We start from the raw sequence: 23599 nt of genomic DNA on the forward strand, positions 1-23599 counted from the left end.
TTCGCGGCAGTTCCGTCATCACGGTCGTCTCTGGACGGGACACCCGGGGCTGTCGGTCCGCGACGGTGCGGGCGGGAGAGACCTTCGGTCGTTTTGTCATGCGTGCCGGAGGTGCTCCATGGTTGTTCCCGCGTGGCTGTGGGCCGCCGTGATCGGCGGCCTTCTCCTTGTGCTGGTCTTCGACCTGTGGATCGTGGACCGGGGTGAGCCGCGGGAGTTCTCCATGCGGCAGGCCGGCCTGTGGGTCGGCTTTTACGTGACGCTCGCGGTGCTGTTCGGCATCGGGCTCTTCGTGCTGTACGGGGCCGATCCGGCCGGTGAATTTTTCGCCGGTTACATCACCGAGTACAGCCTCAGCGTGGACAACCTGTTCGTGTTCTACCTGATCATGAGCCGCTTCGCGGTGCCCCGGGTGTACCAGCACAAGGTGCTGCTCGTCGGGATCGTGATCGCACTGGTGATGCGCGGCTTCTTCATCGCCATCGGTGCGGCGGCGCTGCAGCGGTTCGACTGGCTGTTCTACATCTTCGGCGCGTTCCTGCTCTACACCGCGATCGGCATCCTGCGGGAGAAGGACGAGGACGAGGAGTTCAAGGAGAACCTCCTGCTGCGGTGGGCGCGGCGGGTGTTCCCCACCACCCCGGACTACGTCGGCTCCCGGATGACCGCCCGCGTCGACGGCCGGCTCATGGTCACCCCGATGCTCATCGTCATGATCGCCATCGGGACCACCGACCTGCTGTTCGCGGTCGACTCGATCCCCGCGATCTTCGGGCTGACCCAGGACGCGTTCATCGTCTTCACCGCGAACGCCTTCGCGCTCATGGGCCTGCGGCAGCTCTACTTCCTGCTGGGCGGCCTCATGCAGCGCCTGGTCTACATCGGCTACGGCCTCGCGGTCATCCTCGGCTTCATCGGCGTGAAGCTCATCCTCGAGGCGCTGCACGGCGACGGCGTGCACTGGGCCCCGGAGGTCCCGATCTGGCTCTCGCTCGCCGTGATCGGTGTGACCATGGTGATCACCACGGCGGCGAGCCTCGTCAAGTCGGGCCTCGACCGGCGGCGGCGCCTCGCCGAGCCGGCCGCCGAGCCCGCGCCGGGCGGCACCGGGGACGGCACGCCGGACGCCCCGGCCACCGGGACCCAGGACGGCACGGCGAACGGCGTGGCGGACTCGTCGGCCGACGGCACCATGGAGGCCGTCACCGACGCCGCGCAGGACGGCGGGAAGGGCGGCACGCCGAACGGACGGCAGGCGCGCGTGACCGGCCCGCAGTCCGGCCCCGCGGGCACCCCGGTGACGAACCCGGCGCCGGAGCCGGTGCCGGACGCCGGGCCGAACGCCGTCCGGAACACCCCGCAGGGGTCCGTTCCGGGATCCGGAACCGCGGCGGAGCCCGGGCAGGCCTGACGGGCGGGTAGCCTGGAAACCCACTCCCGGCACCCCGGGCCGCGGGGCGGCGCGCCGCCCGCGATCGCGATGGCGCCGCTGCCGGGTCGCCGGTGGGCGCGGTGCGCGACGAGGCGCCTCGCGTCACCGGCGCGGAGCCGAACGCTCCTTACGGGGTGACGAATTCGTCGACGAGCTTGTTTGCTTGTCGCGTTGTGCCGTAAAAGGGGTGGAGGATCGGTAACATCCAGCGTTGAACCGCATTCCGACCCTTACGTTAAGAATCACGACAAAGGTTTCCAGTGTCCAACGATGCAGATAGTCGGGGGACCTCGCCTTCGCGCGGTCTCCGCCTGGCGCGGGGTGTCTCCCCCTGGCTCGCCCCGACTGCGGCCGCGGCGGCCGTCACCACCGCCCTCGCGACCCGCCGTCCCCGATGGGCTCTCGCGGCGGTCCCGCTGACCGCCCTCACCGGCGCGATGCTGTGGTTCTTCCGGGACCCGGAGCGCCGTCCCGGGACCGGGCGTCTCCTCTCGCCGGCCGACGGCGTGGTGCAGAGCATCGATCCCTGGCCGGACGGCCGCACCCGCGTGGCGATCTTCATGAGCCCGCTGGACGTGCACGTCAACCGGGCCCCCGCCGCGGGCACGGTGACCTCCGTCGAGTACGTGCCGGGCGGATTCCTGCCCGCGTTCAACAAGGACAGTGACAAGAACGAGCGCGTGGTGTGGCATTTCGACACCGCGCTCGGCGACCTCGAGCTGGTGCAGATCGCGGGAGCGGTCGCGCGCCGGATCGTGCCATACGTCGCCGCCGGAGCCAAGGTGGCGCAGGCCGAACGGATCGGGCTGATCCGGTTCGGCTCGCGGGTGGACGTCTACCTTCCCGAGGGCGTCGAACCCGCCGTGACCGTCGGGCAGAGGACCAAGGCAGGGGTGACACGCATTGACCGCGGCTGAAGCGAGCTTGCCCGCCGAGGGCTTGGACGAGGAACCTCAAGGACCGGTCGGTAAGGCGTTGCGGCTGTCGGCGGCGGACTCGCTGTCCCTCGGCAACGCCGTCTGCGGCTTCCTGGCCGTGTGCGTGCTCGCCTGGTCGGCGGTGACCCAGCTGCAGAGCGGGGCGCCGTTCCACCCCGACCAGCGCTACTTCGCCACCGCCGTGGTGCTGCTGCTGATCGGCGCCACCTGCGACCTGTTCGACGGGCTGGTCGCCCGCCGGTTCCGCGCCTCGGCGATGGGACCCGAGCTCGACAACCTCGCCGACGTGATCAGCTTCGGCTTCGCCCCCGCCTTCATGGTGGTGGCCTGGGCCGGCTTCTCGCACAAGCTGCCGCTGCCGATCGTGCTGCTCGCGGCCGGCTCGGTGCTGCTCGGCGGCGTGGTACGGCTCGCCCGGTTCGCCTGCATCAAGACCAAGAGCGGCGACTTCATGGGCCTGCCGATCCCGATGGGCGCGATGACCGTGGTGTCGATCGTGCTGCTCTTCGAGCCGTCCTACCTGACGATCACCGGGATCTTCCTCGTCGCCTGGCTCATGGTGAGCCGCATCGAGTACCCCAAGCCGAGGGGCCAGCTCGCCGCGGTGGTGTTCGCCTGGATCATGATCAACGTGGCCTGCCTCAGCATCTGGGCCGCGGATCTGCCGGGCGGCGACGAGCTGATCAAGGTGGGGGCGAGCATGCAGATCGCCCTGGTGGCCGCGATCCCGCTGCGCGTGCTGGTGTTCAAGCACGAGCAGCGCAAGGAGCGCCGCGCGGCGGAACGGGTCGGCTGAGCCGTACCCGTCCCGGTCCGGGGCGCCCCAAGAAAGGATCTATCCACAGGTTCCGCGGATCCGGCTTCCACCCGGCCGCCCGGGCGCGTTGAATGGGGGCATGGCCGCACCGACACGCGAGCACACGCGGACCTACTTCCTGGCCAAGCTCGCCAGGGAGCTGGAGGCGAGGGGTCTGGATGCGACCTTGCGCACGGACCCGCCGACGCTGCGGATCACCGGCCCCGACGCGTCGATGGTCCGCGAGACCATCGACTGCGTCGCCCTCGCCGAGGGCTGGTTCTACCGGTGGTCCTGGGGAGAGGTGGTGGAGAGCACCGACAACCCGGGTGCGGCGGCCGACCGCATCCGCCACGTGCTCACCGCCACCGCACCCGCCCACGGGGAGCCGGGGCCGCGGTGAGGCGGCGCGGCGGTGGCCGGCCGGCGGTCCGGCCGCCACCCGCCGCCGCGCGCCGTGATCGGACGCGCCACAGAAGGTGCCGCCCGGCCTACCAGCCGCGGGCCTTCCACTCCGGAAGGGACGGGCGCTCGGCGCCGAGCGTGGTGTCCCGGCCGTGACCGGGGTAGACCCAGGTGTCGTCGGGCAGCCGGTCGAACACGCGCTCCACCACGTCGGTGAAGAGCTGCTCGAACCGCTTCGGGTCGCGGTCGGTGTTGCCGACCCCGCCGGGGAACAGCGAGTCGCCGGTGAACAGGTGCTGGTTCACGCCGCCGCCGTCGTACAGCAGGGCGATCGAGCCCGGCGTGTGCCCCCGCAGGTGGATCACCTCCAGGTGGGTCTCGCCGAGCGGGATGCGGTCGCCGTGCTCGACCGTCCGGGAGACCGGCACCGGCAGGTGCGGCGCGTCGAGCGGGTGGGCGACGACCTGGGCGCCGGTGGCCTTGGCCACCTCCTCCAGCGCCATCCAGTGGTCCTGGTGCCGGTGGGTGGTGACGATCGTGCTGATCGGCCGGTCGCCGATGAGCCGGATCAGCCGGTCCGCCTCGGCGGCGGCGTCGATGAGCAGCCCGTCGCCGGTCCGGTTGCAGCGCAGCAGGTAGGCGTTGTTCTCGAAGTCGCCCACCTCGATCTTGGTGATCGTCACGTCGGCGAGCTCCCGCACGTCCGGCGGCCCGCCCTGCGTGACGTTCCCGGTGTAGCTCACTGGCCTGCTCCCTTCTGCTCTCTCAGGCGCTCCGCGGCCGCACCCCGCGGCATCCCCGTCCATCATGCCCCGGAGCCGTCGGGTAAGTTCGCACGCATGTTCGGTCGGTTTCCCGGGATCCGGCCATGATCCCGGAGCGGAGCACATACCCTAGGTGAACGGGACCCGGCGAGGGGCACCGGGTCGGGGCATCGGGCGCCGCAGCGCCGTCCGGAAGCGCCAACCGGAAATGTCGGTCGCCCTGGCTACCATGCGCCGGGTGACGCCCTTGCCGCTACAGACAATCGGACTCGAGCTCGACGGGACGACCGTGGCTGACCGCCTTATCGTGCGTGGCGCACGTGAACACAACCTCAAGGACGTCTCGCTGGACCTGCCGCGGGACGCTCTGATCGTTTTCACCGGCCTCTCCGGCTCGGGCAAGTCGAGCCTGGCCTTCGACACCATCTTCGCCGAGGGCCAGCGGCGGTACGTCGAGTCGCTGTCGGCGTACGCCCGGCAGTTCCTCGGCCAGATGGACAAGCCCGACGTCGACTTCATCGAGGGCCTGTCCCCGGCCGTCTCCATCGACCAGAAGTCCACCAGCCGCAACCCGCGCTCCACGGTCGGCACGATCACCGAGGTCTACGACTACCTGCGCCTGCTGTGGGCCCGCATCGGCAAGCCGCACTGCCCCAAGTGCCGCCGCCCGATCGCCCGGCAGACCCCGCAGCAGATCGTCGACCGCGTGCTCGAGCTCCCGGAGGGCACCCGGTTCCAGGTGCTCGCCCCGGTGGTGCGCGGCCGCAAGGGCGAGTACGCCGAGCTGTTCCGCGAGCTGCAGGCGAAGGGCTACGCGCGGGCCCGCGTCGACGGCGTCATGATCCGCCTCGAGGAGCCGCCGACGCTGAAGAAGTACGAGAAGCACGACATCGAGGTGATCGTCGACCGGCTCTCGGTGAAGGAGTCGGCGCGCCGCCGGCTCACCGACTCGGTGGAGACCGCGCTGCAGCTCTCCGGCGGCACGATCACCCTCGACTTCGTCGACCTGCCCGAGGACGACCCGAACCGCGAGCGCTTCTACTCCGAGCACCTCTACTGCCCGTACGACGACCTGTCGTTCGAGGAGCTGGAGCCGCGATCGTTCTCGTTCAACTCCCCGTACGGCGCCTGCCCGGACTGCACCGGCCTCGGCACCCGGATGGAGGTCGACCCCGAGCTGGTCGTGCCCGACCCCGAGCGCCGCCTCGGCGACGGGGCGATCGCGCCCTGGGCGAGCGGCCACACCAGCGACTACTTCAACCGGCTGATCGAGGCCCTGGGGAACGCGCTCGGCTTCGACCTCGACACGCCGTGGGAGCGGCTCACCAAGGAGCAGCAGAAGGCCCTGCTCTACGGCCACGACGAGCAGGTGCACGTCCGCTACCACACCAAGTACGGCCGGACGCGCGCCTACTACACCGACTTCGAGGGCGTGGTGCCCTGGGTGCAGCGGCGGCACGCCGACGCCGAGAGCGACGCCAGCCGCGAGCGGTTCGAGGGGTTCATGCGGGAGATCCCCTGCCCCTCCTGCAAGGGCGCCCGGCTCAAGCCGGTCTCGCTCGCGGTCACCGTCGGCGGCAGGTCGATCGCCGAGGTCGCGGCGATGTCGATCGGCGACTGCGCCAAGTTCCTCGCCGGGCTGCAGCTCACCGAGCGGGAACGGCACATCGCCGAGCGCGTGATCAAGGAGATCAACGCCCGGCTCGGCTTCCTGCTCGACGTCGGCCTCGACTACCTCACCCTCGACCGGGCGGCCGGCACGCTCGCCGGCGGCGAGGCGCAGCGCATCCGCCTGGCGACGCAGATCGGCTCCGGCCTCGTCGGCGTGCTGTACGTGCTCGACGAGCCGTCGATCGGCCTGCACCAGCGCGACAACCAGCGGCTGCTCGACACCCTGCTGCGGCTGCGCGACATGGGCAACACGCTCATCGTCGTCGAGCACGACGAGGACACGATCGCCGCCGCCGACTGGGTGGTGGACATCGGCCCCGGCGCGGGTGAGCACGGCGGCCAGATCGTCGTGTCCGGCACGGTGCAGGAGCTGATGGCGTGCGAGGAGTCGCTCACCGGCGCGTACCTGTCCGGCCGGCGCAGCATCCCGGTGCCGGAGATCCGCCGCCCCCGCGACCGCAGGCGGCAGCTCGTGGTGAAGGGCGCGCGCGAGCACAACCTCAAGGGCATCGACGTCGCGTTCCCGCTCGGCGTGTTCACCGCGGTCACCGGCGTGTCCGGGTCGGGGAAGTCCACCCTGGTCAACGACATCCTCTACAACGCCCTCGCCAAGGAGCTGCACGGCGCCAAGACCGTGCCGGGGCGGCACTCCCGGGTGCTCGGCATCGAGCACGTGGACAAGGTGGTGCACGTCGACCAGAGCCCGATCGGGCGCACCCCGCGCTCCAACCCGGCCACCTACACCGGCGTGTTCGACCACATCCGGCGGCTGTTCGCGCAGACCACCGAGGCGAAGATGCGCGGCTACCAGCCGGGCCGGTTCAGCTTCAACGTCAAGGGCGGCCGGTGCGAGGCGTGCGCGGGCGACGGCACCATCAAGATCGAGATGAACTTCCTGCCGGACGTCTACGTCCCGTGCGAGGTGTGCCACGGCGCCCGGTACAACCGGGAGACGCTCGAGGTCCACTACAAGGGCAAGACGATCGCCGAGGTCCTCGACATGCCGATCGAGGAGGCGCTGGAGTTCTTCGAGGCGATCCCGGCGATCCGCCGCCACCTGCAGACCCTCGTCGACGTCGGCCTCGGCTACGTCCGGCTCGGCCAGCCCGCCACCACGCTGTCCGGCGGCGAGGCCCAGCGGGTGAAGCTCGCCTCCGAGCTGCAGCGCCGCTCCACCGGCCGCACCGTGTACGTGCTCGACGAGCCCACCACCGGCCTGCACTTCGAGGACATCCGGCGGCTGCTCGGCGTGCTCGGCCGGCTCGTCGACGGCGGCAACACGGTCATCGTGATCGAGCACAACCTCGACGTGATCAAGACGGCCGACTGGATCATCGACATGGGCCCCGAGGGCGGCGACCGGGGCGGCACCGTGGTCGCCACCGGCACCCCCGAGGAGGTCGCCCAGGTGGAGGCGAGCCACACCGGCCGCTTCCTCCGCAAGATCCTCGGCATCTGAGCACGCCCGCCGCGGCGCGGGCCGGTGTCTCCCGGACGCTTCACGGCCCCGGCGCACGGCGGTGGCGGCGCGTCCGCGCGCCCGCCTGCCCGCGCTCCGGGGCCGTCGCCGTCAACCCCGGAACACGAACGTGATCACGGATTCTTAACCTTTTCTAAGGAAAAGCCGGGCAGGGCACTCCGCCTGGTGCGGTTCACTGAACTCCATGACTGAGAGCACGAGCGAGACACGGCGCAGGGTGATCGTCGCCGGGGCCGGGCTCACCGGCCTTGCGGCACTTGTGGCGGCCTGTGGCGGCGGCGGGACGGACTCCGCCGGTTCGTCGCAGGCGGCCGGTACGGGGGGCGCCGAGGCGGGCTCCGGCGGCTCCTCCGGCGGCGGGTCGGGTGGCTCCGGTGGCGCGTCGGGTGCGCTCGCCAGGACCTCCGACATCCCGGTCGGCGGCGGCAAGGTGTTCCAGGACCGGCAGGTCGTGATCGTCCAGCCGACCGAGGGCCAGTTCAAGGCGTACGACGCGCTCTGCACCCACCAGGGCTGCCCGGTGGACCGCGTCGCCGACGGCGCGATCATCTGCCCCTGCCACAACAGCCGGTTCAGCGTCGCGGACGGCTCCCCGCAGCAGGGCCCGGCGACCCAGCCGCTCGCCGAGAAGCAGATCACCGTGAACGGCGACGAGATCACGCTGTCCTGATATTTGCCCTATCCCGTGCGGTGTTTGGTCTTGGGCAGAGCCCCGAACGGCAAGTCCCTCTGCAGGGCCGTGATGCCGACAGGCGCAGGGGGACGTCGTGGCGACTTCGCCGTACGGGTCGATCTTCGATGAGGAACCCTTCCGCGATTTCGACCTGCTGACCGGCGGGTCGCCCGGCGGCCAGGACACCTGGCCGCCGGGCCGCCCCGGCGTTCACCGGGTGGACATCGCCCGGCTGTTCAGCGAGGCCGCCCGAGGCCTGCTGCACCGCGCGGCCCGCTTCGCCACCGAACGCGGCGCGCCCGACCTGGACGTGCTCGACCTGCTCGTCGCCGCGATCGAGGAGGAGCCCACCCGCACCCTGCTGCGCGAGGCGGGGGCCGACCGCGAGGAGCTCGCCGAGCGCATCGCCGCCGCCCTCCCGCCCGGCGACGGGGACGGCACGCCGCCCGCGACGCTCAGCCCCACCGCCAAGCGCGCCTTCCTCGACGCCCAGCGCATCGCCCGCGCGCTCCGCTCCTCCTACATCGGCCCCGAGCACCTGCTGCTCGCCCTCGCCGCGAACCCGGCCTCGTCCGCCGCCCGGGTGCTGGAGGCCGCCGGCGCGGGCGCCGACCGGATCCGCGAGACGGTGCTCGGCTCCGGGCTCATCCCCGAGCCCGGCTCCGCGCCGCCGCCGCGCACCACCACCCCCACCCTCGACGCCTACGGCCACGACCTCACCGAACGGGCCCGGCAGGGCGACCTCGACCCGGTCATCGGCCGCGAGGACGAGATCGAGCAGGTGATCGAGGTGCTCTCCCGGCGGCACCGCGACCGGCCGCTGCTCGTGGGCGAGCCCGGCGTCGGCAGGCGGGCGATCGTCGCGGCGATCGCCCAGCGCGTGGTCAACGGCGCCGTCCCCGAGCCGCTGCGCGGCGCCCGGATCGTCGCGCTCGACGTGCCCGCCCTGCTCGGCGGCCCGGAACGGCGCGGCGAGGCCGCCGAACGGGTCGCCCGGCTGCTGGAGGAGATCCGCACCTGCGGCGAGCGCCTGCTGCTGTTCGTCGCCGACCTGCACGCCGTGCTCGGCCCGCAGGCGGACACCCCGCTGTGGCCCGTCCTCGCCCGCTCCGACCTGCCGCTGATCGCCGCGACCACGCCCGACGGCCACCGCGCCGTGCTCGCCGCCGACCCGGCCGCCGCGGACCGCTTCCAGCCGGTCCCGGTGCGCGAGCCGGGCGTGGTGGAGACCGTCGGCATCCTGTCCTGCCTGCGCGACCGGTACGAGGCGCACCACCAGGTGCGGATCACCGAGGACGCGCTCGACGCCGCCGCCGAGCTCGCCGACCGCTTCCTGTCCGGCCGGTCCCTGCCCGGCAAGGCGGTCGAGCTGCTCGACCAGGCGTGCGCCCGGGTACGGCTGCGCGCGCTCACCCCCGGCCCCGAGGCGCTGCGCCTGGAGGAGCGGCTCGACGAGCTGCGCCGCGAGCGCGACCAGGCGGTCGCCGGCGAGGACTACGAGCGCGCCCAGGAGCTGCGCCACCACATCGACCTGCTGTGGCCGCGGCTGCAGGAGGCCCGCCGCGGCACGGTCCCGGAGCCGCGGGTCACCGTGCGCGACGTCGCCGAGATCGTCGCCCGGCACACCGGCATCCCCGCCGCCCGCCTCGCCGAGGGGGAGCGGAGCCGCCTGCTCGGCCTGGAACGGTGCCTGCACGAGCGCGTGGTCGGCCAGCAGGAGGCGGTGCGGGCGGTCGCCGACGCGGTACGGCGGGCCCGGGCCGGCCTCGGCGACCCGCACCGGCCGATCGGCGCGTTCCTGTTCGCCGGCCCGCCCGGGGTGGGCCGGGGCGAGCTGGCCCGCGCCCTCGCGACGGCGCTGTTCGGCGGCGAGGAGCACCTCGTGCGCATCGACCTGAGCGCCTACCGGGAGGCGGCCGACGCGGCCCGGCTGCTCGGCACCGCGCCCGGCGGCCCGGACGGCGGCAGAGCCGGGGACGTGGCGGACGCGGCCACGGGAACCCTCGGCGAGGCGATGCGCCACCGGCCGCACGCGGTGCTCCTCCTCGACCGCGCCGACGAGGCCCACCCCGAGGTGCGCGCCGCGCTCGCCGACGCCCTGCGGCGCGCCCGGCCCCGGGCGGACCTGGCCCGCGCGATCGTCATCCTCACCGCGACCACGGCCGCCCACCCCGCCGGCGGCGACCCCGCCGAGGCGCGCCGGGCGGTCGTCGCGGAGCTGCGCCGCAGGCTCGGGCCGGACCTGGTGGACCGCGCGGACGCGCTCGACGAGATCGTGCTCTTCCGCCCGCTGGACCGCGCCGAGGTCCTGCGCATCACCGAGATGGCGCTGGAGCCGCTGTGCCGCCGCCTGCGCGCGCACAACATCACCCTGGAGATCGCCGACCCGGTCGTGGCCTGGCTCGCCGACCGCGGCCACACCCCGGAGCACGGGGCCCGGCCGCTGCGCCGTACCGTGCGGCGGGAGCTGGAGGACCGGATCGCCGGGCTGCTGCTCGCCGGGCAGATCGGCCCGGGCGACACCGTGGTGGTCGGCACCGAGGACGGCGAGCTCGACATCCAGGTCCGCCTCCCGCAGCCGTCCGCCGACCGGCCCGCGCCCCCGGGACGCGCCGGCGAGCAGGAGCCGCTCACCGCCGGTACCTGACCGGCCTCCGGCATGATCGAGCGGCCCGGGTGACCGGCCGGTAGGCTTGCATGCGTGGCGAACGCGGGAGTTTCCAGGGCATCCGGCACCCCCAGGGGCCCGGCCTCCTACCGGCCTGCCCCCGGCTCGATCCCCGAGTCGCCCGGCGTCTACCGCTTCCGCGACGAGCACGGCCGGGTGATCTACGTGGGCAAGGCGAAGAACCTGCGCCAACGGCTCAACTCGTACTTCGCCGACTTCGCCGGGCTGCACCCGCGCACCCAGACCATGCTCACCACCGCCACCGGCGTCGACTGGACGGTGGTGAACACCGAGGTCGAGGCGCTGCAGCTCGAGTACTCCTGGATCAAGGAGTACGACCCGCGGTTCAACGTCAAGTACCGGGACGACAAGTCCTACCCGTACCTCGCGGTCACCATGGGCGAGGAGTTCCCCCGGGTCATGGTGATGCGCGGGGCCAAGCAGAAGGGCACCCGCTACTTCGGCCCGTACTCGCACGCCTGGGCGATCCGCGAGACCGTCGACCTGCTGCTGCGGGTGTTCCCGGTGCGCACCTGCTCGCCCGGCGTGTTCCGGCGCTCGGCGCGGATCGGCCGGCCGTGCCTGCTCGGCGACATCGGCAAGTGCTCGGCCCCCTGCGTCGGCCGGGTCACCCCCGAGGAGCACCGCGCGATCGCCGAGGACTTCTGCGACTTCATGTCCGGCAGCACCGCCCGGTTCATCAAGCGGCTGGAGCGCGAGATGTTCGAGGCCGCGGCGGTCGAGGAGTTCGAGCGCGCCGCCCGGCTGCGCGACGACGTCCAGGCGCTGCGCAGGGCGCTGGAGAAGCAGGCGGTGGTGCTCGGCGACGGCACCGACTGCGACGTGATCGCGTTCGCCGAGGACGCGCTGGAGGCCGCGGTGCAGGTGTTCTACGTGCGTGACGGGCGCATCCGCGGCCGGCGCGGCTGGGTGGTCGACAAGATCGAGGAGGTCGGCACCGCCGAGCTCGTCGAACGCTTCCTGCTCCAGATGTACGGCGACGCCGCCCCCGAGGCGCTGCCCCGCGAGGTGCTCGTGCCCGCCGAGCCGCCCGACCGGGCCGCGCTCGCCGACCTGCTCAGCGAGCGGCGCGGCGCCCGGGTGGAGATCCGGGTGCCCCGGCGCGGCGACAAGAAGACCCTGCTGGAGACCGTGGCGCGCAACGCCGAGGAGGCGCTCGCCCAGCACAAGCTGCGCCGCGCCGGCGACCTGACCGCGCGCAGCCGCGCCCTGGAGGAGATCGCCGAGGCCCTCGACCTCGACCAGGCGCCGCTGCGCATCGAGTGCTACGACGTCTCCCACACCCAGGGCAGCGACGTGGTCGCCTCGATGGTGGTGTTCGAGGACGGCCTGCCCCGCAAGAGCGAGTACCGCCGCTTCTCCATCCGCGGCCTCGCCGGGCAGGGCGACGTCGCCTCCATCCACGAGGTGATCACCCGCCGGTTCCGCCGCTACCTGGAGGAGCGCTCCTCCGTCGGGGAGCTGTCCGCGGACGGCGCCGCCGCCCCGGTCGGCGAGCCGATCGACCCGGAGACCGGCAAGCCGCGCAAGTTCGCCTACCCGCCGAACCTCGTCGTGGTCGACGGCGGCCCGGCCCAGGCGGCCGCGGCCCGCCGCGCCCTCGACGAGCTCGGCGTCACCGACGTCGCGGTGTGCGGGCTGGCCAAGCGCCTGGAGGAGGTGTGGCTGCCCGGGGACGACCAGCCGGTGATCCTGCCCCGCGCCAGCGAGGGCCTGTACCTGCTGCAACGGGTCCGTGACGAGGCGCACCGGTTCGCCATCACCTACCATCGGGCCAAGCGCTCCAAGAACCTGACCGAGAGCGCGCTGGACGGTATCGTCGGCCTGGGGCCGGCGCGCAAGCAGGCGCTGCTGCGGCACTTCGGCTCGGTGAAGCGGCTCCGGGCCGCCACCGCCGACCAGATCCGCGAGGTGCCCGGGATCGGCCCGGCCACGGCGGAGGCGATCGTGGCGGCGCTCGCCAAGAGCTCGAAGGGGGACGAGACGTGAGTTCGCCACACCCGGGTCGAGATCGGAACGCCACGGACGTGGGCCCGCCCGCCCCGGAGGAGAAGGACCGTTCCACCGGGCGTTCCGGTAAGCAGGGCGCGGGCCACTCGCTCGTCGTCGTCACCGGCATGTCCGGCGCCGGGCGCAGCACGGCCGCCAAGGCGCTGGAGGACCTCGGCTGGTTCGTGATCGACAACCTGCCGCCGGGGCTGCTGTTCGCGATGGCCGAGGAGGCGGGCAAGGTCAACCTCGCCGCCGACCGCGTCGCGGCCGTCGTGGACGTGCGCAGCCTCGCCTTCACCACCGACCTGCACGCCGCCATCGCCGAGCTGCAGGACCGCGGCGTGGAGGTGCGGGTGGTGTTCCTGGAGGCGAGCGACGAGGAGCTGGTGCGCCGGTTCGAGGCGGTGCGCCGCCCGCACCCGCTGCAGGGCGACGGCCGCGTCGTCGACGGCATCGCCAAGGAGCGCGGCATCCTGCGCGAGGTGCGCGCCCACGCCGACCTGGTGATCGACACCTCCGGGCTCAACGTGCACGAGCTGCGCCGCAAGATCGTCTCGTTCTTCGGCGGCGGCGCCCGGCCCGGCCTCCTGCTCACCATCGTCTCCTTCGGCTACAAGTACGGCCTGCCGGTCGACGCCGACCTCGTGGTGGACTGCCGCTTCCTGCCCAACCCGCACTGGGTGCCCGAGCTGCGGCCCATGACCGGCCGGGACGCGCCCGTGCGCGACTACGTGCTCGGCAGGCCGGGGGCGAAGGAGTTCCTCGACGCCTACGAGGAGGTCCTCGGCGTCGTGGCCGACGGTTACGTGCGCGAGGGCAAGAACTACGCCGTGCTCGCGGTCGGCTGCACCGGGGGTAAGCACCGCAGCGTGGCCATCGCCGAGCAGCTCGCCGTACGGCTGCGCGAACGCGGCATGGAGGTGCAGGTGACCCACCGGGACGTGGGCCGCGAGTGACCGCAGGACGCCAGGGCGACCTGTGGGCTGCGACCGGCCGGGTCCGGCCGGGCCGCGGGTGACACCGGCCGCGGCGAGGGCGGCCGGAGCCGGTCCGGACCACTCCGGACGCCCGGCGGGGCCGCGGGGGCCCGGCGCGAGATCGTCAACGGTGACGTGGTGAGGGTGAGGTGCCGGTGAACAACCCGGGCGAGGAAGGTGCCGAGGTCGTGGGCGAGCCCGAAGAGGAGGGAGGGCCGTGGGATCGCAGGCACGGCCCGAAGGTGGTCGCGCTCGGCGGGGGCCACGGGCTGTTCGCCGCGCTGTCGGCGCTGCGGCGGGTGACCGATGACCTGACCGCCGTGGTCACCGTGGCGGACGACGGCGGCTCCAGCGGGCGGCTGCGCCGGGAGCTCGGCGTGCTGCCGCCGGGCGACCTGCGCATGGCGCTCGCCGCGCTCTGCGGCGACGACGAGTGGGGACAGACCTGGAGCCGGGTGGTGCAGCACCGGTTCCGCAGCGAGGGCGAGCTGCACGGGCACGCGGTGGGGAACCTGCTCATCGTCGCGCTGTGGGAGCTGCTCGGCGACCCGGTCGCCGGGCTCGACTGGGTGGGCCGCCTGCTCGGCGCGCACGGCCGGGTGCTGCCGATGGCGTCGGTGCCGCTCGACATCGAGGCCGAGGTGGAGCTCGGCGGCGAGATCACCACGGTGCGCGGCCAGGTGGCCTGCGCGCTCACCCCGGGCCGGGTGCTCGCGATCTCGCTCGTCCCGGAGAACCCCCCGGCCTGCCCGGAGGCGGTGCGCGCGGTGCGCGAGGCCGACTGGGTGGTGTTCGGCCCCGGCTCGTGGTTCACCAGCGTGCTGCCGCACCTGATGGTGCCCGAGCTCGCCGAGGCCCTGCACACCACCGGCGCGCGGCGCCTGGTCAACCTCAACCTCGCCCCGCAGCCGGGCGAGACCGACGGCTTCTCCCCCCAGAAGCACCTGGAGGTGCTCCAGCAGCACGCCCCGGACCTGCGCGTGGACGTGGTGCTCGCGGACCGGTCGGTGGTGGAGGACGCGGCGCTGCTCGAGAAGGCGGTGAGCGCCCTCGGCGGGCGGCTCGTCCTCGCCGACGTGGCGGACCCCGGCGGCGCCCCGCGCCACGACCCACGACGTCTTGCCCCGATCCTGGCCGAGATTTTCCACGGGAAGCGGTGAAGCGCGTTGGCTGGGACGCCTCGTGCGAGACACTGAACAGGAGCCGATTCGGGGAGGTCGAAGAGCGTATGGCCATGACGGGCGTGGTGAAGGATGAGCTGAGCCGCCTGCCGGTGCTCAAGCCGTGCTGCCGCAAGGCCGAGGTGTCGACGCTGCTGCGGTTCGCCAGCGGGCTGCATCTGGTCGGCGGGCGCATCGTGATCGAGGCGGAGCTCGACACCAACGCCGCCGCCCGCAGGCTGATCAAGGACATCGGCGAGGTGTTCGGCCACCGCGCCGAGGTGCTCGTGCTCCAGCCCGCCGGGCTGCGCAAGGGCGCCCGGTACGTGGTGCGGGTGCACCGGGACGGCGAGGCGCTCGCCCGGCAGACCGGCCTCATCGACAACCACGGGCGGCCGGTGCGCGGCCTGCCGCGGCAGGTCGTCTCCGGCGGCACCTGCGACGCGGAGGCCGCCTGGCGCGGGGCGTTCCTCGCCCACGGGTCGCTCACCGAGCCCGGCAGGTCGATGTCCCTGGAGGTCACCTGCCCCGGCCCGGAGGCCGCGCTCGCCCTGGTCGGCGCGGCGCGCCGGCTGAAGATCCACGCCAAGGCGCGCGAGGTGCGCGGGGTGGACCGGGTGGTGGTGCGCGACGGCGACGCGATCAGCGCGATGCTCACCCGGCTCGGCGCGCACGACAGCGTGCTCGCCTGGGAGGAGCGCCGGATGCGCCGTGAGGTGCGGGCCACCGCGAACCGGCTGGCGAACTTCGACGACGCGAACCTGCGCCGCTCGGCGCGGGCCGCGGTCGCCGCGGGCGCCCGGGTACAGCGCGCCCTGGAGATCCTCGGCGACGACGCGCCCCCGCACCTGGTGCAGGCCGGCAAGCTGCGGCTCGAGCACAAGCAGGCCTCGCTGGAGGAGCTCGGCCAGATCGCCGACCCGCCGCTCACCAAGGACGCGATCGCCGGCCGGATCCGGCGGCTGCTGGCGATGGCGGACAAGCGCGCGATGGAGCTCGGGCTGCCCACCACGGAGGCGAGTCTCACGGCCGACATGCTCGCTCCCTGAGGCATCGGGGGGTCGGTGGTCTAAACCAATCCAGACAGGTATAGGGTCTGTGCTGAGAGGCAATCAAGGAATCTCCGGGCCCTCCTCGAGGGCCCACTACGCATGAGGAGATGTGCCGTGAGCATCCGCGTAGGCGTCAACGGCTTTGGCCGGATCGGCCGCAACTTCTGGCGTGCGGCGGCGGCGTCCGGTAAGGACATCGAGATCGTGGCGGTCAACGACCTGACCGACACCACGACCCTCGCCCACCTGCTCAAGTACGACAGCATCCTGGGCCGCCTGCCGTACGAGGTGAAGGCCACGGCCGAGGAGATCACGGTCGACGGCAAGGCGATCAAGGTCTTCGCCGAGCGCGACCCGGCCAAGCTGCCGTGGGGCGACCTGGGCGTGGACATCGTGGTCGAGTCCACCGGCCTCTTCACGGACGCCAACAAGGCGAAGGTGCACGCCGAGAACGGCGCCAAGAAGGTGATCATCTCCGCGCCGGCGAAGAACGAGGACGTCACGCTCGTGGTGGGCGTGAACGACCACCTCTACGACCCGGCGAAGCACACGATCATCTCGAACGCGTCCTGCACCACCAACTGCCTCGCCCCGATGGCGAAGGTGCTCAACGAGGCCTTCGGCATCGAGCGTGGTCTGATGACCACGATCCACGCCTACACGCAGGACCAGAACCTGCAGGACGGCCCGCACAAGGACCTGCGCCGCGCCCGCGCCGCCGCGCTCAGCATCGTGCCCACCTCCACCGGCGCCGCCAAGGCGATCGGCCTGGTGCTGCCCGAGCTGAAGGGCAAGCTCGACGGCTACGCGCTGCGCGTCCCGGTGCCGACCGGCTCGGCCACCGACCTCACCGTCACCGTCGGCCGCGAGGTCACCGTCGAGGAGGTCAACGCCGCGTTCAAGGCCGCCGCCGAGGGCCCGCTCGCCGGCATCCTCAGTTACACCGAGGACCCGATCGTCTCCGCCGACATCGTCACCGACCCGGCCTCCTGCATCTTCGACGCCGCCCTCACCAAGGTGATCGGCACCCAGGTCAAGGTCGTCGGCTGGTACGACAACGAGTGGGGCTACTCCAACCGTCTGGTCGACCTCGTCTCGCTGGTGGGTTCCCGGCTCTGATGAAGACCATCGAGGATCTCGACGTCAAGGGGCGGCGCGTCCTGCTCCGCGCCGACCTCAACGTTCCGCTCGACGGTGACGTGATCACCGACGACCGGCGCATCACGGCGTCGCTGCCGACGATCCGGGCGCTGACCGAGCGCGGCGCCCGGGTCGTGGTCTGCGCGCACCTGGGGCGGCCCAAGGGCAAGGTGGTGCCGGAGTTCTCGCTCGCCCCGGTCGCCCGGCGGCTGGGCGAGCTGCTCGGCACCGAGGTGCGGTTCGCCTCCGACGTCGTCGGCGACTCGGCCCGCCAGGTCGCCGAGTCGCTCGGCGACGGCGAGGTCGCCCTCCTGGAGAACCTGCGCTTCGAGCCGGGGGAGACGAGCAAGGACGACGCCGAGCGCGGCGCGTTCGCCGAGCGGCTCGCCTCCCTCGCCGAGCTGTACGTGGGCGACGGCTTCGGCGCGGTGCACCGCAAGCACGCCAGCGTGTACGACGTGCCCAAGCGGCTGCCGCACGCGGCCGGCCGCCTCGTCTTCGCCGAGGTCGAGGTGCTGCGCAAGCTCACCGAGAACCCGGCCCGGCCGTACGTGGTGGTGCTCGGCGGCGCCAAGGTGTCCGACAAGCTCGGCGTGATCGAGAACCTGATCCCGAAGGTGGACCGGCTGCTCATCGGCGGCGGCATGGCCTACACCTTCCTCGCCGCGCAGGGCCACGAGGTGGGCGGCTCGCTGCTCCAGGCCGACCAGATCGACCAGGTGCGCGGGTTCATCGAGGAGGCCGAGCGGCGCGGGGTCGAGCTGGTGCTGCCGGTCGACGTGCTCGCCGCGACCCACTTCGCCGCGGACGCGCCGTACGAGGTGGTCGAGGCGACCGCGATCCCGGCGGACCGGCAGGGCCTCGACATCGGCCCGAAGACCCGCGAGCTGTTCGCCCAGAAGCTCGCCGACGCGGCCACCGTGTTCTGGAACGGCCCGATGGGCGTGTTCGAGTTCGACGCGTTCTCCGGCGGCACCCGTGCGGTCGCCGAGGCGCTCGTCGGCTCGAAGGGCTTCACCGTGGTCGGCGGCGGTGACTCGGCCGCGGCGGTGCGCAGGCTCGGCCTCCCCGAGGACGGGTTCTCGCACATCTCGACCGGTGGCGGCGCGAGCCTGGAGTACCTCGAGGGCAAGACCCTTCCCGGCCTCGCGGCCCTGGACGCCTACGCGCAGGAGGGCTGAACGGTGAGCACGCCTGCCCGCAAGCCGCTCATGGCGGGCAACTGGAAGATGAACCTCAACCACCTCGAGGCGATCGCGCACGTCCAGAAGCTGGCGTTCGCGCTCACCGAGGCCGACTTCGAGCGGGTCGAGGTGGTGGTGCTGCCGCCGTTCACCGACCTGCGCGGGGTGCAGACCCTGGTCGACGCGGACAAGCTGCGCATCGGGTACGGCGCGCAGGACCTGTCCGTGCACGACTCGGGGGCCTACACCGGCGAGATCTCCGGCGCCATGCTCGCCAAGCTCGGCTGCAAGTACGTGCTCGCCGGGCACTCCGAGCGGCGGCAGTACCACGGTGAGGACGACGAGACCGTCAACGGGAAGGTCAAGGCCGCGCTGCGGCACTCGATCACCCCGATCGTGTGCGTCGGCGAGGGCCTGCCGGTGCGCCGCGAGGGCCGCCACATCGCCTTCACCCTCGACCAGGTGGACGGGGCCCTGAAGGGCCTGTCCGCCGACGAGGCGAAGAAGATCGTGATCGCCTACGAGCCGGTGTGGGCGATCGGCACCGGTGAGGTGGCGACCCCCAAGGACGCCCAGGAGGTCTGCGGCGCGATCCGGGAACGGCTCGCCGAGCTCTACGATGACGAGGTGGCCCGGACGGTCCGTATCCTTTACGGAGGATCGGTCAAGGCGAACAACATCGCCGGGATCATCGCGCAGCCCGACGTGGACGGCGGTCTCGTCGGCGGTGCGTCGCTGGACCCGGTGGAGTTCGTCAAGATCTGTCGCCTCGGGGAGGAGACCTCCGGCTAGAATACGCGGTTCTAGCTGGGCTGTTCCGGGGGTGTAACTTGACAGTAAGTCGTACCCTCGTAGAACAGGTTTGAATCGTCACGACGACGATGTGCAGACGTGAGGATCGCGCTCCGGCGCATGGACTGGGAACAGGTCAACGGTGACAATCGGTATCTCCATCGCCCTCATCCTGTCGAGCCTTCTGCTGATCTTGCTCGTCCTGCTCCACAAGGGCAAGGGTGGGGGTCTGTCGGATCTGTTCGGCGGCGGGTTCTCCTCGTCGTTCAGCGGATCCTCGGTGGTGGAACGCAACCTTGACCGGCTCACCATCATCACCGGTGTGATCTGGTTCGTCTGCATCATCGCTCTCGGCCTGCTTCTCAAGCCGTAGCGGTACCGCCCGGGCCCAGGCGCGTCCCGCGCCCGCCCGGGCGGTCTCCTGGCCTGAGGCCGGCCGAGTACGCGTGACAGAGATTCCCCTCCCCGTGCCCGCGGGGCGACCAAGCGAGGAGTACATCCGTGGCTAGTGGCAACGCGATCCGTGGTAGCCGTGTCGGTGCCGGTCCGATGGGGGAGGCCGAGCGCGGAGAGGCGGCGCCGCGCGTCCAGGTCTCCTTCTGGTGTGCCAACAAGCACGAGGTGCGTCCCAGCTTCGCGAGCGATGCACCGATCCCCGAGATCTGGGACTGCCCTCGCTGCGGTCTGCCTGCCGGCCAGGACCGTGACAACCCGCCCGCTCCGCCGCGCAACGAGCCGTACAAGACCCACCTTGCCTACGTGAAGGAGCGGCGCAGCGACGAGGACGGCAAGGCCATCCTCGCCGAGGCCCTGGAACGGCTCCGCGCCTCCCGCAAGGCCGCCCCCTGGCAGCACCAGTCCCCCTGGCAGTGACCGTCCAGGACGGCCGTCAAACCCCCGCATCCTCCCCTTCGCGGGGGTTTTTCTTGTTCTGGCCGACGGCGCGCAGGTAGGCCTCCTGCAGCAGCCGGGACGGCCGCGGGCGCTCCGGATGCGGCCGGGGTATGCCCAGGTGGATCTCGCGCAGCTCGTCCATGAGGTCCGCCCACAGGGGCGGGCCGCCCTCCTCGAGCAGCCGGGCCCGGACGGACAGCTCGGGCGTGGTGGGGCGGTGCCGTAGCCCCCAGGAGCCGAGCGCGACGAGGATCGGCACGGTCTGGATGCCCGCCTCGGTGAGGCTGTAGGTCCCCTTGCGTCCCCGGCCCGCCGGCTCGTGGGTGAGCAGGCCCGCGGCGACGAGGGCCTTGAGCCGGTTGGCGAGGATGTTCGACGCGATGCCCTCCTCGTTGTTGGCGAGCAGGTCGCGGAAGTGGCGGCGGCCGCCGAAGATCACGTCGCGCAGCACGATGAGGCTCCACTGATCGCCGAGCGCCTCCACCGCCGCGTTGATCGCGCATCCTGATCGCGGCTCGTCCCGCATGCCCGACCTCCAGCCGATTGCGAGATGCAACCACCTACCCTACACTCGGCGAAGCGATTGCAAGTTGCAACCACTTCTCGGCCGTGGAGGTTCCATGTCACGGGTGCGGGTCCACAATCTCTCCGTCTCCCTGGACGGCTTCGCCACGGGGGAGGGGCAGAGCATGGAGGCGCCGTTCGGCCACGCCGGCGGGCGGCTCCACGAGTGGCTCTTTCCGACCCGCACCTTCCGGGCGATGCAGGGGGAACCCGGCGGCGAGACGGGGGCCGACGACGCGTTCGCCGCCCGGCACGAGGCGGGGATCGGCGCGGAGATCATGGGGCGGAACAAGTTCGGCCCGCAGCGCGGCCCGTGGACCGACCACGAGTGGAAGGGCTGGTGGGGCCCGAACCCGCCGTTCCACACCCCGGTCTTCGTGCTCACCCACTACCCGCGCCCGTCGCTGGAGATGGAGGGCGGCACGACGTTCCACTTCGTCAACGCCTCACCGCATGAGGCGCTGCGCCTGGCCCGGGAGGCCGCGGGCGGGCTGGACATACGGATCGGCGGTGGCCCGACCACGGTCCGCCGGTTCCTGGAGGCGGACCTGATCGACCACCTGCACGTGGTCCTCGTCCCGATCGTCCTCGGCCGCGGCGTACGGCTGTGGGACGGCCTGGAGGGCCTTGAGAAGCGCTTTCACGTCGAGTCGGTGACCACTCCCTCCGGCGTCACCCACCTGACCTTCACGCGCCCTTAGCGGCCCGTCTGCGGGGCCCCGCAGCCGGGCCTGCCGGACCTGGTTACGATCCTCGCCGGAGAGCGCGGAGGGAGGTTGGGGAGATTGCTGCCCAAGGCGGAGCTCCACGTGCACATCGAGGGCACGCTCGAACCGGAGCTCGTGGTCGGGCTCGCGCGGCGCAACGGCGTCACGCTCCCGGCGGACGGCGTCGACGGGCTGCGCGCCCGCTACCGGTTCGAAGGGCTGCAGAGCTTCCTCGACGTCCTCAACGCGAACATGGCGGTGCTCCGCACCGAGCGCGACTTCTACGACATGACCCTCGGCTACCTGCGCCGTGCCCGGGACAACGGGGTGCGCCGGGCCGAGATCTTCTTCGACCTGCAGGCGCACCTGGCGCGGGGCGTGCCCATGGACGCGGTCTTCGACGGGCTCGCCGCGGCCGTGGCCGACGGCGAGCGGGAGCTCGGGGTGTCGGCCGCGCTCCTGCTGTGCATCGTCCGCGACCGCGGCCCGGAGGAGGCCGAGCGGGTGCTCCGCGAGGCGATCCGGCGGCACCGGGACCGGTTCATCGGCATCGGCCTCGCCTCGGCCGAGCTCGGCCATCCGCCGTCGCTGTTCCGCGAGGTGTACGCGATCGCGGCGGCCGAAGGGCTGCGCCGTACCGTGCACGCGGGGGAGGAGGGCCCGCCCGGCTACGTCCGGGAGGCCCTCGACCTGCTCGGCGCCGAACGCATCGACCACGGCATCCGCGCCATGGAGGACCCGGACCTCGTCGCCCGCCTGCGCGCCGAGCGCGTCCCGCTCACCGTCTGCCCGCTGTCGAACGTACGGCTCGGCATCGTGCCCAGCCTGCGCGAGCACCCGCTGCCCGCGATGCTCCGGGCGAACCTCATGGTCACGGTGAACTCGGACAACCCCGCCTACGTCGGCGGCTACGCCGAGGACAACTACCGCGCCCTGCGCGACGAACTCGGCCTCGACCCCACCACCCTGGCCACGATCGCCGCCAACTCCTTCGACGCCGCCTTCCTCGACCCCGAGACCCGCGCCCGCTTCCAGGCCGAGCTGCGCACGGGGGCCGCGAACGGCTGACGCCGCATGTGGCTGCGGCGACCTCGGACCGTGGCGGCGCTCCGATGAGCGGAGGGGCGAAGGCGGTCGCCGCGCTGCGGGGCGTCCTGCAGGAATGGAGAGCAGTCCGGGCGATCACGGTTCCACGCCGAGGCTCCGGGCGGGCGTGTTCCTCGACCGGGGATCGAGGCGAGCGTGGGTGACGCGGATCTCGTGGGGATCCCGGCGGGGCGCACCCCGACGGTGAGGTGGCCCGCTTGGCGGATCTGCCGCCCGCCCGGTGATCTCGCCGCGGACGTATCAGTCGTCGAAGATGTCGTGGGCGCGGGTGGCGGTGGCGGCCCGGCGAGCCCAGGTGAGGAGTACCTCCGGGTCGGTGCACTGATCGATGCGCTTCCGCACGTCATCGGAGACGGAGATGCCGCGCGCTTCAAGGAAGGCCAGCACCGCCTTGGCCTCCCCCTTTACCTCGCCCTCGGCTCTGCCCTGCTCCAGGCCTCTGCCGAAGTGCTCCTTGGCGAACGGGCTGGAGACGATCCAGGTTCCGGATGTTGCCATCTTCTCCTCCAGCAGGCGCTTGACGGGGGCCGAGACGATAGCGTGAGCGTATTCATAGTACTGCGTAGCGTGATCGCCGGGCGTGTGCGTGATCGCCGAGACGAACGCCTCGACGACCCGGCGATGCTCCCCGTGGGCCGGCACCGACAGCGTGGCCAGGGGAAGATCGGTGGCGGCCTGCCGGGCGTCGGTGATGACCGGGATCTGGTCGGGCCCCAGGACGACCGGTGTGTGGGTGTACCCGGGAAGGGTGGTCCGGATGGGGGCGCGGTACCCGTCGGCGACGGTGCGGTCGGGGCAGACGACCAGGACGGTGACCGGGCAGTCCAGGCGGAGCCACAGCGCGGCCGCGTAGCGGGGCAGGGCGTTGCGTTTGCCTGCGGTGAGGTCCTGCTGGACCTCGAGGACGATGGCGTGGCAGGGCTCCTGCCTGGGGCCGATGGTGAGGACCGTGTCGGGGTGCATGTCCCGCGACGGGCGGTCGTTGAGATCGGCGGGGGCGACCTGGACCGGCTGATCCGCGGGGATGTCGGCACCGAGGTGGTCGTGCAGGAGTTCGACGGCGAGGCCGGGGTTCTCGCGGAATATGAGGTTGATGGTGTCGTGGAGCAGTGACGGCATGTCACCGAATGTCATTGGTCAAACACGACTCGTGTTTGCCGAATGAATACCGAAGGATGTGAT

General features: G+C 72.3%; 20 protein-coding genes and 1 pseudogene. 18 read left to right on the top strand and 3 right to left on the bottom strand.

The annotated features are described in order from the left end of the window. Positions 1-118 precede the first annotated feature (118 nt). The 4 genes and pseudogenes from FHX40_RS09840 to FHX40_RS09855 all read left to right on the top strand — a co-directional run. Positions 119-1063, top strand: a pseudogene (locus tag FHX40_RS09840) (TerC family protein); the annotation flags it as partial. A gap of 629 nt (positions 1064-1692) precedes the next feature. Next, positions 1693-2349, top strand: coding sequence for a phosphatidylserine decarboxylase (locus FHX40_RS09845; protein ID WP_142259321.1), 657 nt, complete (start codon positions 1693-1695; stop codon positions 2347-2349). Next, complete coding sequence (gene pssA, locus FHX40_RS09850; RefSeq protein ID WP_142259322.1) at positions 2336-3166, top strand: CDP-diacylglycerol--serine O-phosphatidyltransferase; 831 nt, start codon at positions 2336-2338, stop codon at positions 3164-3166. Before FHX40_RS09845 ends, pssA begins: the two co-directional genes overlap by 14 nt. A gap of 100 nt (positions 3167-3266) precedes the next feature. Further along, positions 3267-3569: a hypothetical protein gene (locus tag FHX40_RS09855; protein ID WP_142259323.1), complete on the top strand. Its 303-nt coding sequence runs from the start codon at positions 3267-3269 to the stop codon at positions 3567-3569. An 88-nt stretch (positions 3570-3657) separates the two neighbouring features. Here FHX40_RS09855 and FHX40_RS09860 read toward each other — a convergent pair whose 3' ends face one another. Beyond that, positions 3658-4314 carry an MBL fold metallo-hydrolase gene (locus FHX40_RS09860; RefSeq protein WP_142259324.1) on the bottom strand — a complete coding sequence of 219 codons (657 nt, stop codon included), beginning with the start codon at positions 4312-4314 and terminating at the stop codon, positions 3658-3660. A gap of 310 nt (positions 4315-4624) precedes the next feature. Here FHX40_RS09860 and uvrA point away from each other — a divergent pair, with 310 nt between their 5' ends. From uvrA to FHX40_RS09920, 12 genes are all read left to right on the top strand, one after another. Continuing rightward, a complete protein-coding gene (gene uvrA, locus FHX40_RS09865; RefSeq protein ID WP_142259325.1) occupies positions 4625-7465 on the top strand; it encodes an excinuclease ABC subunit UvrA in 2841 nt (946 codons plus the stop codon). Between the two features lie 205 nt (positions 7466-7670). Then, entirely contained in the window at positions 7671-8156 is a 486-nt protein-coding gene (locus FHX40_RS09870) for a Rieske (2Fe-2S) protein (protein ID WP_142259326.1), read from the top strand. A gap of 97 nt (positions 8157-8253) precedes the next feature. Further along, a complete protein-coding gene (locus FHX40_RS09875; RefSeq protein ID WP_142259327.1) occupies positions 8254-10806 on the top strand; it encodes a Clp protease N-terminal domain-containing protein in 2553 nt (850 codons plus the stop codon). Positions 10807-10860: 54 nt separating this feature from the next. Continuing rightward, the gene (gene uvrC, locus FHX40_RS09880) at positions 10861-12837 is read left to right on the top strand and encodes an excinuclease ABC subunit UvrC (RefSeq protein WP_142259328.1); all 1977 of its coding nucleotides are present in this window, start codon (positions 10861-10863) and stop codon (positions 12835-12837) included. Continuing rightward, entirely contained in the window at positions 12834-13796 is a 963-nt protein-coding gene (gene rapZ, locus FHX40_RS09885) for an RNase adapter RapZ (protein WP_142259329.1), read from the top strand. The genes uvrC and rapZ overlap by 4 nt, the downstream gene beginning before the upstream one ends. 263 nt (positions 13797-14059) lie before the next feature. Next, complete coding sequence (locus tag FHX40_RS09890) at positions 14060-14977, top strand: gluconeogenesis factor YvcK family protein (RefSeq protein WP_142261669.1); 918 nt, start codon at positions 14060-14062, stop codon at positions 14975-14977. A 68-nt stretch (positions 14978-15045) separates the two neighbouring features. Then, on the top strand, positions 15046-16026 hold the full coding sequence (gene whiA, locus FHX40_RS09895; protein WP_142259330.1) for a DNA-binding protein WhiA: 981 nt from the start codon (positions 15046-15048) through the stop codon (positions 16024-16026). Positions 16027-16143: 117 nt separating this feature from the next. Then, positions 16144-17148, top strand: a complete 1005-nt coding sequence (gap, locus tag FHX40_RS09900; RefSeq protein WP_142259331.1) for a type I glyceraldehyde-3-phosphate dehydrogenase — start codon at positions 16144-16146, stop codon at positions 17146-17148. After that, on the top strand, positions 17148-18350 hold the full coding sequence (locus FHX40_RS09905; protein WP_142259332.1) for a phosphoglycerate kinase: 1203 nt from the start codon (positions 17148-17150) through the stop codon (positions 18348-18350). The genes gap and FHX40_RS09905 overlap by 1 nt, the downstream gene beginning before the upstream one ends. A gap of 30 nt (positions 18351-18380) precedes the next feature. After that, entirely contained in the window at positions 18381-19145 is a 765-nt protein-coding gene (gene tpiA / locus FHX40_RS09910; RefSeq protein WP_142261670.1) for a triose-phosphate isomerase, read from the top strand. Between the two features lie 142 nt (positions 19146-19287). Next, positions 19288-19518, top strand: a complete 231-nt coding sequence (secG, locus tag FHX40_RS09915; RefSeq protein WP_142259333.1) for a preprotein translocase subunit SecG — start codon at positions 19288-19290, stop codon at positions 19516-19518. A 128-nt stretch (positions 19519-19646) separates the two neighbouring features. Then, a complete protein-coding gene (locus tag FHX40_RS09920; RefSeq protein WP_142259334.1) occupies positions 19647-20018 on the top strand; it encodes an RNA polymerase-binding protein RbpA in 372 nt (123 codons plus the stop codon). Between the two features lie 16 nt (positions 20019-20034). Here the strand turns inward: FHX40_RS09920 and FHX40_RS09925 are convergent, their stop codons facing one another. After that, a complete protein-coding gene (locus FHX40_RS09925; protein WP_229789185.1) occupies positions 20035-20595 on the bottom strand; it encodes a winged helix-turn-helix transcriptional regulator in 561 nt (186 codons plus the stop codon). 64 nt (positions 20596-20659) lie between these two features. Here FHX40_RS09925 and FHX40_RS09930 point away from each other — a divergent pair, with 64 nt between their 5' ends. Together FHX40_RS09930 and FHX40_RS09935 are read left to right on the top strand one after the other, a co-directional pair. Beyond that, positions 20660-21304 (top strand): dihydrofolate reductase family protein, encoded by a 645-nt coding sequence (locus tag FHX40_RS09930; protein WP_142259336.1) that lies wholly within the window; start codon positions 20660-20662, stop codon positions 21302-21304. A 75-nt stretch (positions 21305-21379) separates the two neighbouring features. Continuing rightward, positions 21380-22378 (top strand): adenosine deaminase, encoded by a 999-nt coding sequence (locus FHX40_RS09935; RefSeq protein WP_211350227.1) that lies wholly within the window; start codon positions 21380-21382, stop codon positions 22376-22378. A gap of 279 nt (positions 22379-22657) precedes the next feature. Here the strand turns inward: FHX40_RS09935 and FHX40_RS09940 are convergent, their stop codons facing one another. Next, the gene (locus tag FHX40_RS09940; RefSeq protein ID WP_229789184.1) at positions 22658-23536 is read right to left on the bottom strand and encodes a hypothetical protein; all 879 of its coding nucleotides are present in this window, start codon (positions 23534-23536) and stop codon (positions 22658-22660) included. Positions 23537-23599 lie beyond the last annotated feature (63 nt).

Origin of the sequence: Thermopolyspora flexuosa, from assembly GCF_006716785.1 — a bacterium.
GTDB classification, from domain to species: domain Bacteria; phylum Actinomycetota; class Actinomycetes; order Streptosporangiales; family Streptosporangiaceae; genus Thermopolyspora; species Thermopolyspora flexuosa.

Excerpts from the sequence above, each read along its gene's own strand:
- FHX40_RS09855 (WP_142259323.1), top strand. The coding sequence starts at position 3,267 with ATGGCCGCACCGACACGCGAGCACACGCGGACCTACTTCCTGGCCAAG.
- FHX40_RS09870 (WP_142259326.1), top strand. The coding sequence starts at position 7,671 with ATGACTGAGAGCACGAGCGAGACACGGCGCAGGGTGATCGTCGCCGGG.
- whiA (WP_142259330.1), top strand. The coding sequence starts at position 15,046 with ATGGCCATGACGGGCGTGGTGAAGGATGAGCTGAGCCGCCTGCCGGTG.
- FHX40_RS09905 (WP_142259332.1), top strand. The coding sequence starts at position 17,148 with ATGAAGACCATCGAGGATCTCGACGTCAAGGGGCGGCGCGTCCTGCTC.
- tpiA (WP_142261670.1), top strand. The coding sequence starts at position 18,381 with ATGGCGGGCAACTGGAAGATGAACCTCAACCACCTCGAGGCGATCGCG.
- FHX40_RS09930 (WP_142259336.1), top strand. The coding sequence starts at position 20,660 with ATGTCACGGGTGCGGGTCCACAATCTCTCCGTCTCCCTGGACGGCTTC.
- FHX40_RS09940 (WP_229789184.1), bottom strand. The coding sequence starts at position 23,536 with ATGCCGTCACTGCTCCACGACACCATCAACCTCATATTCCGCGAGAAC.